Below are 12,712 nucleotides of genomic sequence, written 5' to 3' on the forward strand. Positions count from 1 at the left end.
CCGGCTTGGTCGGCCATGGGCTTGCGGTGTTCTTCGCCTTACTTGCGGCGATCTTCATGGCGATCGGCATCGTGGTCCGGCAGCGCGCCACCCTCGACGTCCCGCCCGAGAAGGGCGTGAGCACCGTGATGATCCGTACGCTGCTGCGCCGCCCGGTGTGGTGGGCGGGCACCGGCGCCGCCGTGGCGGGCTTCCTGTTCCAGGCGCTGGCACTGGGCTACGGGTCGCTGCTGCTGGTACAGCCCGTACTGGTGTCCGCGCTGCTGTTCGCGCTCCCGTTGAGCGCACGGATGGCCGGGCGCCGCGTCACCCGCGGCGAGTGGGTCTGGGCGCTGTTGCTGACCGCGGCGCTGACGGTGTTCGTCGCGCTGGCCAAGGCCAGCGCCGGTGACTACGACATCCCGGTCGCGCTGACGGTGGTCGTCGTGGCCGTGTGCGTGGGCGTGGTGCTGGCGTGCGTGCTGATCGCGGTGCGCGCCACCAACTGGCGGCGGGCGGTGCTGCTCGCGGTGGCGGTCGGCGTGCTGTTCGGGCTGGTCGCCGTGCTGACCAAGATCGTCATGCACATGCTCACCGCGGGGCGCGTGCAGACCGCGTTCACCACGCCTGCCCTCTATCTCGTGGTCGCGCTCGGCGTCGGCGCGACGCTGCTGCAGCAGTCGGCGTTCCACGCCGGCTCACTGCAGACCTCGGTGCCGACGATGCTGGTGCTCGAACCCGTCATCGCCGTCGTCCTCGGCGCCATCGTGCTCAACGAGCACATGTCGATCAGCGGTCTGGAACCCATCGCGCTGGCCGCCGCCGCGGCCGCCATGGTCGCGGCGACCGTCGCGCTCGGCCGCGACGAGGGCGCCTACGAGGAGAGGCTGGAAGCCTCGCTGGCCGAGCGGGTGTCCTAGGCGGCTCGGAGTTCGTCGGACCGGTTGGCCTCGGTCATCATCAGGCTGCGCAGCTTCGCGCGCCCCCGGTGCAGCCGCGACATGACGGTGCCCAGCGGCACCCCGGTCAGCTCGGCGATCTCCTTGAACGCGTATCCGGCGACGTCGGCGTAGTAGACCGCGGTGCGGAACTGTTCGGGCAGCGCCTGGAACGCCGCGCGCAGTTCACCGTCCGGCAACCGGTCCAGCGCGTCGTCCTCGGCCGACCGCCAGCCCGGCCCTCCGCGCTGCCCGGCCGCGGTCACTTCGTTGTCCGGGAAGTCGGGCGTGAGCTGTTGTGCGGGCCGGCGGCGGTCCTTGCGGTATTCGCTGATGAACGTGTTCAGCTCGATCCGGTACAGCCAGGCGCGCAGGTTCGTGCCCGCGGTGTAGCCGCGATAGCCCCGGAACGCGTTGACCATGGTCTCCTGCACCAGGTCCTCGGCGTCGTGGTGGTTGCGGGTGAGCCGCAGCGCGCGCTGATGCAGTTCGGGCAGCAGCGGTGCGGTGGCCTGGGCGAAGTCCTGGTTCGTTGCGGTCGGCATGGCGAGTTCCCTTCGTGACGTTGCACAAAAGACTCCTCGCCACGCGGACCGATGTCGTCCACGCGAGCGCCCAAAACCGATACCGGCTAGCCGGTAGACGCGTCAGGGGTTGATGGTGTTCTCGCCGATCTGGCGGCCCCACACGTACTCGATGGCCAGCGGCTGGCCCAGTTCGAGGTGGTTGTAGGGGGCGATGGAGGCGCCGGTGTCCAGCACCAGATACGGCGCCGGCCACAGGTCGCGGGTGACCTTCTGCCAGCACCCGGGTCGGCCCTCGGGCCCGCCCGTGGCGTTCACGCGCGGCAGGTTGTCGGGGTACACCCACGGGTTCGACGCGCCCTGCACCGTGTTGTGCAAGTTCACCGAATAACCGTTGCCGCCGTTGAACTTGGTGAACGCGGGTTCGGCGTCGTGCCAGTTGCGGATCATGCAGAACAGCGACGGGCTGTTGCGGTCCAGCGTCTCGGAGACGGTGACGAGGTCGTTGGTGCCGCGCACGAAGTAGGGTCCGCCGCGTTCGAGGACGTCGGCGCCGGTGTTGCCGAAGCCGACCGCAGACATCAGCGCCTGGTCGAGGTTGCCGCGTTGCTCGTTGAGAGTGCGTGCCGTGGTGACAGCGTTGCTCAGCCCGTCGAACAGGTCCGGGGCGGCGTCGCCGTAGACGTCGGCGAGGTCGGCGAGCAGCTGGGTGTCGCGCCGGATCTGCGGCATCTGCGGGTTCAGGTCGGCCAGGATCGCGTTGCCGTTGACGACGGACTCGCCGAACCGGTCGCCGAGTCCGTCCAGGGCTTCGGCGGTGGCGGTCAGCGTCTGGTTGAGCTTGATCGGGTCGACCTGCTGGGCCACCGACACCACGGTCTCGAACAGCGTGTTGAACTCCGTGGACACCGATTCGACACGGATCACGTCTTTGCTCGTGATGCGTTGAGGCACAGGATTTTCCGGGGCGGAGAACGATACATACTTGTTGCCGAACACGGTGGTGGCGCGGATCGCCACCTCGACGTTGGCCGGGATCAGGTCGACATACTCCGGGTGGACGGCGAGCGCGAGTTCAGCGGCGGGTGTCCCGTTGTCGTCGACCGCGGAGACGGTGTCGACGCGGCCGATCTGCACGCCGTTGTAGGTGACCTTGGCGCCCGGGTCCATCGAGAGACCGGACCGCGCGGCGATCATCGTCAGCTTCACCTCGGGGGTGAACGCGCCGCGGAACTGCAGCCAGACCAGCGTCAGCACCAGTGCGATCACCAGGACGGTGACCAGGAAGGCCACCTTCAGCGGCGGATCGAACCGCCACCGAGTCATCCGACGTTGCCACGCCGACCCCGACCCCGACGAAGCCACCGCGAACCACCTTTCCCCGACCGCGGTCGCCCGTGGCCTACGCCGGCCGGCGAGGTACTTCCCCGGCCAAAAAGTAAAAGTCGTCTAACTTTTTCAACTGGCGCCACCCGACGCAAGGCCGGGCCCATCAGCTGCGGCGAAGATCACCTTGCCAGCAAAGTGGCGAATATGTCATGTATTGCCGTGCGCGTTGACCTTGATTTGCTGGTGAGAGGATCTGTGATGCTGGGGCCGCTGCCCGCCGAGGAATGGGACGACCGGGCGCGCGCGGCGCTCGAAAGTGCGGTGCCGCCGGAACGGCGCGATCCCGCATCGGTGGGAAACGCGCTGGCCACCCTGGCCCGCCACCCCGAACTGGCCGGGAAGTTCCTGCCGTTCAGTACCTATCTGATGACCCAGTCGACCCTGCCGGCCCGGTTGCGGGAGTTGGTGATCCTGCGCGTCTCGCATCATCACGGCTGCGCCTACGAGTGGGTGCACCACGGCGCGCTGGGGAGGGCGGTCGGCCTGTCGGAGGCCGACATCGAGGCCGCGCGGACCGGTGCGGCCGCCGACCCGGTCGACCGGCTGGTGCTCACCGCCGTCGACGAGTTGCACCAGGGATCGCAGATCAGCTCGCAGACGTGGAGGGCGCTCGGTGAGTGGCTCGACGAGCGGGCGCGAATGGACCTCATCTTCACCGCCGGCGGGTACGGGGTGCTGGCGACCGCGCTCAACACGTTCGGGGTCGAACCCGAGCCGTGGGCGGGCCGGCCGGAGTTCTATCACGCCGACTGAGCCGAGCCGTCAGCTGGCGGCGCGCACTTTCGCGGCGGCGTTCTCCGGCATCGGTTCGTAGCGGGCGAAGGAACGGCGGAAGACGCCGGCGCCGTGGGCCAGCGAGCGCAGATCCACGGCGTAGCGGGTCAGTTCGACCTGTGGGACCTCGGCGTTGACGACGGTGCGGTCGGCGCCGGCCCGCTCGGTGCCGAGGACCCGGCCCCGCCGGCTGGACAGGTCGCCCATCACCGCGCCCACCAGATCGTCGGGCACGGTGATCGCGACGGTGTCGACGGGCTCGAGCAGGTCGATGGTGGTGGCCGCGGCGGCCTCCCGCAGCGCCAGCGCGCCGGCCATCTGGAACGCGAAGTCCGACGAGTCCACGCTGTGCGCCTTGCCGTCCACCAGCGTCACCCGGATGTCGACCACCGGATAGCCCGGGCCGACACCCTTCTCCATCTGCGCGCGCACACCCTTCTCGACACTCGGGATGAACTGACGCGGAACCGCTCCGCCGACGACCTTGTCCACGAACTCGAAGCCGCCGCCTTCTGCGAGCGGTTCGACCTCGATGTCGCACACCGCGTACTGGCCGTGCCCGCCGGACTGTTTGACGTGCCGGCCGTGGCCTTTCGCACTGCCGCCGAACGTCTCTCGCAGGGGGATGCGGAGATCGATTACGTCGACGGTCACGCCGTAGCGTCGCGACAGCGCGTCGAGGACGACGGCGCTGTGCGCCTCGCCCATGCACCACAGCACGATCTGGTGGGTCTGCGGGTTCTGTTCGATGCGCAACGTCGGATCCTCGGCGGCCAGCCGGGTCAACCCGACCGACAGCTTGTCCTCGTCGGTCTTGGCGCGCGGCGCCACCGCGACCGGCAGCAGCGGTTCGGGCATGGTCCACGGTTTCAGGACGAATGGATCGCCCTTGTCGGACAACGTGTCTCCGGTCTCGGCGCGGGTCAGCCTGCCGATCGCGCAGATGTCCCCGGCCACCACCGACGGCGCAGGCCGCTGCTGCCTGCCCAGCGGGAAGGACAGGGTGCCGATGCGTTCGTCCTCGTCGTGGTCGGGATGGCCCGAGCCCGTCACCGAATCCCCGGACGCACCGAAGAACGACGAGAAATGGCCCGACACGTGCACGGTCATGTCGGGCCTGATCGTCCCCGAGAACACCCGGGTGAGGCTCACTCTGCCGACGTAGGGATCCGACGTCGTCTTGACCACTTCGGCCAGCAGCGGCCCGGCCGGATCGCAGCCGGGGCTCGGCCGAGGGGCGCCCTGCGGGGTGAACACCTCCGGCAGAGGATGTTCCAGCGGCGACGGGAAGCCGCGGGTGGCCACCTCGAGGAGTTCGCGGGTGCCGACTCCGCTGCTGCTGCACACCGGGATCACCGGGAAGAACGACCCGCGCGCCACCGCCTTCTCCAGGTCGGCGATCAGCAAGCCCTGGTCGAGGTCTTCCCCGCCGAGGTAACGCTCCATCAGCGATTCGTCCTCGGACTCCTCGATGATCCCCTCGATCAGGGTGCCGCGCAGTTCGGTGTACTCGTCGAGGTGCGGGTCGCCGGGAGGCTCGCCCGTCAGCAGGCCGATCAGGTGCCCGCCGGTCGGGAAGTAGAGCGGAATCACCTTGTCGCCGAACGCGTCCCGCGCAGCAGCGAGCGCACCGCTGTAGTCGGCCCGGGCATGGTCGAGTTTGGTGATGACCACCGCGCGCGGCATCGCGACCTCGTCGCATTCCTGCCACAGCAGCTTCGTGGGCTCGTCAACGCCCTCGTTGGCGGCGATCACGAACAGTGCGCAGTCGGCGGCACGCAGACCGGCGCGCAACTCTCCGACGAAGTCGGCGTATCCCGGGGTGTCGATCAGGTTGATCTTGACGTCGCCGTGGCGGAGCGGAGCGAGCGCGAGACCGACCGACCGCTGCTGGGCGACCTCGACCTCGTCGCAGTCGCAGACCGTATTGCCCTCGGTGACGGCGCCCGCGCGGGTGAGGACGCCTGCGGCGACGAGCAGGGCTTCGACCAGGGTGGTCTTCCCTCCGCCCGACGGACCGACGAGCGCGATGTTGCGGATGGCGTCGGGGCGGTCCGCGGTGGGCACTGGTTGCGACGTCGTCTTGTCCGCCATGGCATCCCTCCTGACCTCTCCACCCTGCTCCGATGTGACGCACAGCACAAGGGCCGGTGCGCCCTACAGTCGGGGCATGGCGCACCGGTACTTCTTCGACTCGGTCGAGTCCTTCCTGCCCGACGCGTTGCGCGGATTCGTCGCGGCGAACCCGGAGATCACCTGGCACCGCGATCCCGGTTTCCTCGCACGCCGCACCCAGACGCCGTCGGGGCGGGTAGCGGTGTTGTCCGGCGGCGGGTCGGGGCATGAACCGATGCATTCCGGGCTGATCGGGGCCGGACTTCTGGACGCGGTGTGTCCTGGCCCGATCTTCACCTCGCCGAATGCGCTGCAGATCGCGGGCGCCACGCGCCATGTGCACTCCGACGCCGGGGTGCTGCACGTCGTGAAGAACTACACCGGCGACATGATGAACTTCCGCATCGCGCGGGACATCGTGCGCGACGAGGGGATCGAGACCGACGTGGTGGTGGTCGCCGACGACGTGGCCACCGAATCAGACGGCGACGGTCCGGGCCGACGCGGCACCGGCGCCACGATCGTGGTCGAGAAGGTCTGCGGTGCCGCCGCGGCCGCCGGTGCGACGCTGGCCGAGGTGACGGCGCTCGGGCGCCGCGTCGCGGAGAATGCGCGCAGCATGTCGGTGGCGCTCGACCCGTGCACCGTGCCCGGATCCGATCAGCCCTCCTTCGATCTCGGACCGGACGAGATGGAGATGGGCATCGGTATCCACGGCGAGTCGGGTACCGAACGCACACAGTGGCGTCCGGCCGGGCAGATCGTCCAGGCCTTGCTGGAGCGGATCCTCGGCTCGCTCGGCGTGGCGGCGGGGGAGCAGGTGATCGTGGTGGTCAACGGTCTCGGCAGCACGCACCCGTTGGAGCTGAGCCTGGTGTTCGGCCAGGTTCTCGAGCAGTTGCGGGCCGCGCAGGTGCGGGTGGTCCGCAGCCTCGTGGGCACGATGATCACGGCGCTCGACATGCGCGGAGCGTCGGTGACGGTGGTGCGGGCGGACGACGAGATCGTCGGGCTGTGGGATGCGCCGACTGATGCGCCGGCATGGCCTCGGCTGGCGGCGACCGAGCCGGGTGAGCTGATGGACACCACGGTGGCCGAGCCCGACGACGCCGCGGATTCGGGGCCGGAATGTGGTTGGCTGACCGCGTTCGTGTCGCGGGTGCAGGGTGCGATCGACGAGTTGACCGCGCTGGACCGGCAGGTCGGGGACGGTGACTTCGGCGTGAACATGGCTGCCGCACTTGGTCATTTCGAGCTTCCGCTGCGAGGTTCGGACGCCGCGGTGCTCGACGCGGTCTCGCGCTCGTACTTCGTCAGGTCAGGCGGCACGTCGGGTGCGGTGTTCGGCACGTTGTTCCGGGAGCTGTCGAAGGCGTTCACCGAGAGTGACGATTTCCGGACGGCCTTGGCGGCGGGTACGCGTGCGGGTCTGCAGTCAGTGGTCGAACTCGGGGGCGCGCGCGTGGGGGACAACACCGTCGTCGATGCGTTGGACCCCGCGAATCAGACGCTGCAGCAGAATGATTCGCTCGCCGCGGTGGCGCACGCGGCCGCCGAGGGTGCGGAATCAACGCGGGACCGGGTGGCGCGCAAGGGCCGCGCGAGCTACGTCGGGGAGGCGTCGCGCGGTGCGGTCGACCCCGGCGCGCTGGTGATCTCGTGGTTGTTCGAGGCGGCGGCGGGCTAGAACGCGACTGGCTAGTCGATCATCTTCAGCACCGTGGCCGGCACTCCGCCAACCAGCGTTCGTGCGGGTACGTCACGGCTGACGACCGCGCCGGCGGCGACGATGGCGTCCGCGCCCACGGTCACGCCCTGCAAGATCAGCGCGGAGGCTCCAATCCAGGCGTTTCGCTCGATGCGGATCGGCGCTGACGTGATGCCGCTCCGTCGCTGTGCCGGATCGACGGGGTGGCCCGAGGTGATCAAGCTGACCCCCGGACCGATCATCACATCGTCGCCGATCTCGATCCCGCCGATGTCGTTGAAGCGGCACCCTTGGTTTACGAAGACATTGCGGCCGATCCGAATGTTGATCCCGTGGTCGGAGTAGACCGGTGGGATGAGATGGAACGTCTCATCGACGGTCCGACCCGTGAGTTCACTCCATCCCGCCCGGATCGCCTCCTGCTCGCCATACCGCAGAGTGTTCAACTCCTCCGTCAGGCGAATCGCGCGCCGAACCCTCTCCGTGAATTCCATTGATTCCTCTCGTAGATCAGTCATCGGGTGAGTGGGACGAGCAAACCAACGGTCAGCACCACGTGACAAACGAGCACGTGGTTGCGCGGACCCGACGTGTCGGTGGGTGCGATTACACTCGCACGTATGTTCGAACAGTCCGCAACCGGCGAGTTGACGGCGATGATCGCCGACACCTACCGCCAGGAATCTGCGCTGATCGGGCGGCGGATGGCCGCGGTAGCGGAGTTGTTGGGGCGGCGCACCTGGGAGGCCGAGGCCGGAGGACCCGGATTGCGGGTACATGATCGTGACCGGGTTGCAGCGCACCAGCGCCGAGGTGGCGTCGGCGATGAACCTGCCGCCGGGCGCCGCGAGCACGCTGGTCGCCCATGCGCACGCGTTGGACAGCCGGTTCCCGAAGGTCATGGCCGTGCTGTGCGCGGGGGACACTGATTGGCGCACCGTGCAGATCATCCTCACCCGCACCGGGTTGGTCGGTGATCTGTCGATCTTGGCCGCCCTGGACACCCGGTTGTCGGCGCAGGTGGCGCGGTGGCCGTCGTGGTCCCGTAAACGGGTCATCAACGCCGTGGACGCCGCGGTACGCACCCTGGATCCCGATGCCATCCGCGAACGCGAAACCGCCGAGGACAAGCGGCATTTCGATGTCATCCCGGCCGGAGACGGCACCGCGAAGGTCGACGGGGTCCTCGACGCCGAAGCTGCGGTCATCGTGGACGAGAAGATCGCCGCGCTGGCCGACGGGGTGTGCTCGCAGGATCCGCGCACACTCGATCAGCGCCGCGCCGATGCGGTGGCGGCCATGGCCCAGGGCACGGTGCTGGCCTGCCGGTGCCCGGCCTGCACCAGCGCCGGCGCACCCACGCCGGCGGTGGACGAGGGACGTGGCGTCCAGGGGGTGATCAACGTGATCGCCGAGCGGTCCACCGTGCTCGGTGTCGGCGACAAACCCGGTTATCTGGCCGGGTTCGGCGTCGTCGACGCCGAGGTGGTGCGGCGGATGGCTGAGCGGGCCACGCTGCGGGTGCTGACCCCACCAAGCGTCACGCCCGAACAGATGAAGCGCTATCAGCCGACGGCGGCGGTGGAACGGTTTGTGCGGATGCGGGATCTGACCTGCCGCTTCCCTGGATGTGACCGGCCCGCGCAGCGCTGCGATCTCGACCATACGATCCCGTTCAACCACCTCGACCCGTCGGCGGGTGGGTACACCACAGCGAGTAATCTGAAATGTCTGTGCCGGCAACATCATCGGCTCAAAACTTTCCACGACGGCTGGCGGGATCTGCAACTTCCTGACGGCACCATCGTGTGGACCTCACCCACGGGGCGGGTGTATTGCACCGCGCCTGGTGGGGTGGAGTTGTTCCCGCGCCTGGGGTCACCGGCGTGTGTGGAGCCCACACCGCGGCGGCGCAACCCGGCTCGGGAACGTGACCGCCGGATCGCGCGCCGACGGGAGAACAACCGCACGCTGCGCCCGGTCAACGCCGCGCGCCGCCGGCTCCACGCCGCCCGCACCCATGAGATCGCCACCCGCCAAGACCGCAACCGCCGACGCCGCACCGCACTGCTGATGGCCCGACACCGCAGAACCACCAACCCCTACACGCGCTGGCTCAACGAACCCCACCAACCCGAAACCCTCCCACCCCACTGGCGACCACCCCACCAACCCGACACCCCACCCTTCTGAAGTGCGCTGTGCGGCTACAACATCCGCGCCAGATGGCGGTTTCGCCGGACCGCCGTGTGCTTGAGGACCAAGCCGACGTGGACAGCAATGACCGCGAGGAAGACCACCTGCGCGGCGATGTGCAGCGGCAGCCAGCGCTCACCGGCGGCAATCAGAATCAGGCCGGTCGCCGGAACGACGAACAGCATCGTCAACAGCGCTTTCTCCAGCCTCGCTTCGAGCCGCCGCTCGCCGGCGCCGAGGTGCTCGGCCCAGGGCGGCAGCCCGCCGACCCGACGCCAGACCACCCGCGCCAGGGCCAGCGCGACGAGCGAAAGGCCCAGCAGCACATGCACTTCGGCGCGCGACAGGCCGTCGGTGAAACCGTCGCCGCTGATTAGGCCCGATGCCGCGTCCGCCACGTAGTTGTCCTCGCGGGCGTCCAACTCGTCCTCGAGCCGGTCGATGTGAGCCTCGAAGCGGTCCTCGGCGGCCTCGCCCTGCTGCTCGGCGCGGTCCTCACCGACGTCCTCCAGCGCGTCGATGCGGTCGTCCTCGCGATCGAACGCCGCGTCGTCCGCCTCCATCGACCACCCGACCGCGAACTGCGCCACGATGACGATCACGGTCAGCCAGTGCAGCACCTTCGTGGCGACACCGTAGCCGTGCGCACCGTTCCGCAGCGGCGTCACGCCTGCCACGACGACCATCGCCGCACCGCAACGGTGACGACGGGCCCATCGAGCGCGATGCGCTGATACTGCGTGTACTTCTGCCGCAGCAGCGCGTACCCGACGGCCATCTCGTCCCCGCTGTGGTGCACGGCGGCCTCCCCGTCGGCCCGCACCCACCACAGTTGGCTCCAGTCGTCGGCGTAGTGGTCGACGATCAGGCAGACGCGCGGATCGGCCTCGATGTTGGCCAGCCGACGCAACCGCTGCGTCGACTTCCGTTTGGCGTCCACCGCCGTGTACACGGTCTCGCGGTGCACGGCGAACACCACCGGCACGAGATGCGGTGTGCCGTCAGGGTTGATCGTGGCCAGCGCCGCCGCCGGGGCGGTGGAGAACCTGTCGACCGCGTCGAAGTCGGTCATCCCGTCAGCCTATTCCGCGGCGCCCGGCTCGTGGGTCAATCCGGTTCGCGCGGATTGTTCGGTTTCCGGATGGCGGGGTTCTTCGTCACGCCGATCTCGGGCTTCTTCGTCTGGCTCGGCCGCTGCGTGGGCCGGTACACCGGCCCGCTGTTCGCCGGCGCCTGCGACTCCGGCGGCGGTGGTGGCGGCGGGGGCGGAGGAGGCGGCGGTGGGGGAGGCTGGCTGGTGCGCGTCGGCGTCGGCATCACCGACGACGACGGCGTCGGCGCGACCGTCGACTCATCGGTGCCTTCGCCACTCGACCCACCGCCGAAGAGCAGCAGCACCGCGGACACCACCAGCGCCACGGCGGCCAGCGCGACGACCACGAACGCCGCGATCGCCTGCCGGGTGCGGTACCACGGCGGTGGCGGCGGCCGGAACGTCCACGTGTTCGCGTTGAACGCATCGAAGTGGTCGTCGTGCACGGGCAGCGGCGCCACCGGCTCGTCCCACCTGTCGGGCCCGGCGTACTCGGGCCCCGCGTACTCCGGTTCGGCGTAATCGGGTTCCGCGTACTGCGACTGGTCGTACTCCGCGACCGTCGGCTGGTGCACCTCGTCGTAACCCTGCTCGGCGCGCGCACCACCGCGATGGGGCGGTTCGTCCCAGCGGTAGTCGAACTCCCCCGGGGCTTCGCGTTCGGCCACGCCCCGATGCTATCCCCGCGACCAGCACAAATGCGCGGCCACCGGGGGTACCGACCGTGTCTTTGCCAACGTCCTGCCCGAATCAACCGGTCACGGTAGTGTTCTCACGCCTCGTTCGGATCCATTCACTGCGGTGACCGCACGTCGTAACCACCGCGTCACCGCGACGCTTCCTCACCATCGGAAGGTTCGGCAATGACCACTTCACGGCTGCTGGCAGCCTGCACATCCGCGCTTCTCATCTCCGGTCTGGTGGCCTGCGCCCCGCCGGAGAAGGACTCGGGCGGCGGCCAGACCGACTCTGGGGTCAACGTCGCCGAGGCCACCTCCGCGGCCGACTTCGGCGGTATGGACAAGCTCGTCGAGGCGGCCAAAGGCGAAGGTGAACTCAACGTCATCGCGCTGCCGCCGGACTGGGCCAACTACGGCGCGATCATCGACACGTTCTCCAAGAAGTACGGCATCAAGGTGAACTCGGCCCAGCCCGACGCGGCCAGCCAGGACGAGATCAACGCCGCCAACCAGCAGCGCGGGAAGTCCACCGCCCCCGACGTGTTCGACCTCGGCCAGTCCGTGGCCCTGGCCAACACCGGCATGTTCGCGCCCTACAAGGTCGAGACGTTCGACGACATCCCGGCCGAATTCAAGGATCCCGACGGCACCTGGGTCAACGACTACGGCGGCTACATGTCCATCGGCTACGACTCCGCCAAGGTGCCGCCGATCGCGAGCGTCGACGATCTGCTCAAGCCGGAGTACCGCGGCAAGGTCGCGCTCAACGGCGACCCCACGCAGGCCGGCGCGGCCTTCTCCGGCGTGATGATGGTGGCGCTCAGCCAGGGCGGCTCCGCCGACGACATCGCCCCCGGCGTCGAGTTCTTCCGCAAGCTGAAAGAGGCGGGCAACTTCCTTCCCGTCGACCCCACCCCGGCCACCATCGAGTCCGGCCAGACCCCGGTGGTCATCGACTGGGACTACCTCAACGCCGCCGAGACGAAGAAGCTGCCGTCCTGGAAGGTCGTCGTGCCGCCCGGGCCTGCCGTCGCCGGCTACTACTACCAGGCCGTCAACAAGGAAGCGCCGCATCCCGCCGCCGCCCGGCTCTGGCAGGAGTTCTTGTACAGCGACGAGGGCCAGAACCTGTACCTCGGCGGCGGCGCCCGACCGGTGCGCGCCGAACCCATGCAGAAGGCGGGGACGCTCGACAAGGCGGCGTGGGACGCGCTGCCGCCCGTCGAGGGTGAGCCGGTGATCGTGTCGGTGGACCAGAACAAGAAGGCCACCGAGTATCTCGCCGGCAACTGGGCCAGCGCGATCGGCTGACGGCC

The 12,712-nt window shown here is 69.1% G+C and carries 11 protein-coding genes and 1 pseudogene; 5 read left to right on the top strand and 7 right to left on the bottom strand.

Annotation, left to right across the window (positions count from 1 at the left end):
• Positions 1 to 5 precede the first annotated feature (5 nt).
• Positions 6 to 899, top strand: coding sequence for a DMT family transporter (locus tag G6N30_RS22145; protein WP_134061133.1), 894 nt, complete (start codon positions 6 to 8; stop codon positions 897 to 899).
• Here G6N30_RS22145 and G6N30_RS22150 read toward each other — a convergent pair.
• Complete coding sequence (locus tag G6N30_RS22150; protein ID WP_134061022.1) at positions 896 to 1,462, bottom strand: sigma-70 family RNA polymerase sigma factor; 567 nt, start codon at positions 1,460 to 1,462, stop codon at positions 896 to 898. The genes G6N30_RS22145 and G6N30_RS22150 overlap by 4 nt on opposite strands.
• Positions 1,463 to 1,564: 102 nt before the next feature.
• Positions 1,565 to 2,767 (bottom strand): MCE family protein, encoded by a 1,203-nt coding sequence (locus G6N30_RS22155; RefSeq protein ID WP_134061132.1) that lies wholly within the window; start codon positions 2,765 to 2,767, stop codon positions 1,565 to 1,567.
• Positions 2,768 to 3,028: 261 nt separating this feature from the next.
• Here G6N30_RS22155 and G6N30_RS22160 point away from each other — a divergent pair, with 261 nt between their 5' ends.
• The gene (locus G6N30_RS22160; protein WP_276026802.1) at positions 3,029 to 3,583 is read left to right on the top strand and encodes a carboxymuconolactone decarboxylase family protein; all 555 of its coding nucleotides are present in this window, start codon (positions 3,029 to 3,031) and stop codon (positions 3,581 to 3,583) included.
• Positions 3,584 to 3,592: 9 nt separating this feature from the next.
• Here the strand turns inward: G6N30_RS22160 and G6N30_RS22165 are convergent, their stop codons facing one another.
• Positions 3,593 to 5,698, bottom strand: a complete 2,106-nt coding sequence (locus tag G6N30_RS22165; protein WP_134061021.1) for an elongation factor G-like protein EF-G2 — start codon at positions 5,696 to 5,698, stop codon at positions 3,593 to 3,595.
• A gap of 76 nt (positions 5,699 to 5,774) precedes the next feature.
• On the opposite strand from G6N30_RS22165, the gene G6N30_RS22170 reads away from it, so the two are divergent.
• The gene (locus G6N30_RS22170) at positions 5,775 to 7,406 is read left to right on the top strand and encodes a dihydroxyacetone kinase family protein (protein WP_134061020.1); all 1,632 of its coding nucleotides are present in this window, start codon (positions 5,775 to 5,777) and stop codon (positions 7,404 to 7,406) included.
• 11 nt (positions 7,407 to 7,417) lie between these two features.
• Here the strand turns inward: G6N30_RS22170 and G6N30_RS22175 are convergent, their stop codons facing one another.
• Positions 7,418 to 7,921: a sugar O-acetyltransferase gene (locus G6N30_RS22175; protein ID WP_134061019.1), complete on the bottom strand. Its 504-nt coding sequence runs from the start codon at positions 7,919 to 7,921 to the stop codon at positions 7,418 to 7,420.
• Between the two features lie 126 nt (positions 7,922 to 8,047).
• On the opposite strand from G6N30_RS22175, the pseudogene G6N30_RS22180 reads away from it, so the two are divergent.
• Positions 8,048 to 9,620, top strand: a pseudogene (locus tag G6N30_RS22180) (DUF222 domain-containing protein).
• 14 nt (positions 9,621 to 9,634) lie between these two features.
• Here the strand turns inward: G6N30_RS22180 and G6N30_RS22185 are convergent.
• From G6N30_RS22185 to G6N30_RS22195, 3 genes are read right to left on the bottom strand one after another with little or no spacing between them, the layout of a single operon-like run.
• Positions 9,635 to 10,309 (bottom strand): cytochrome b/b6 domain-containing protein, encoded by a 675-nt coding sequence (locus G6N30_RS22185; protein ID WP_134057423.1) that lies wholly within the window; start codon positions 10,307 to 10,309, stop codon positions 9,635 to 9,637.
• A complete protein-coding gene (locus G6N30_RS22190; protein WP_134057421.1) occupies positions 10,288 to 10,695 on the bottom strand; it encodes a TIGR03668 family PPOX class F420-dependent oxidoreductase in 408 nt (135 codons plus the stop codon). The genes G6N30_RS22185 and G6N30_RS22190 overlap by 22 nt, the downstream gene beginning before the upstream one ends.
• Positions 10,696 to 10,730: 35 nt before the next feature.
• Complete coding sequence (locus G6N30_RS22195; protein ID WP_134057419.1) at positions 10,731 to 11,384, bottom strand: hypothetical protein; 654 nt, start codon at positions 11,382 to 11,384, stop codon at positions 10,731 to 10,733.
• A 195-nt stretch (positions 11,385 to 11,579) separates the two neighbouring features.
• On the opposite strand from G6N30_RS22195, the gene G6N30_RS22200 reads away from it, so the two are divergent.
• Positions 11,580 to 12,707 carry an ABC transporter substrate-binding protein gene (locus tag G6N30_RS22200; RefSeq protein WP_134057417.1) on the top strand — a complete coding sequence of 376 codons (1,128 nt, stop codon included), beginning with the start codon at positions 11,580 to 11,582 and terminating at the stop codon, positions 12,705 to 12,707.
• Positions 12,708 to 12,712: the final 5 nt, after the last annotated feature.

The sequence above is a fragment of the Mycolicibacterium litorale genome (genome assembly GCF_010731695.1).
Taxonomy (GTDB): domain Bacteria; phylum Actinomycetota; class Actinomycetes; order Mycobacteriales; family Mycobacteriaceae; genus Mycobacterium; species Mycobacterium litorale.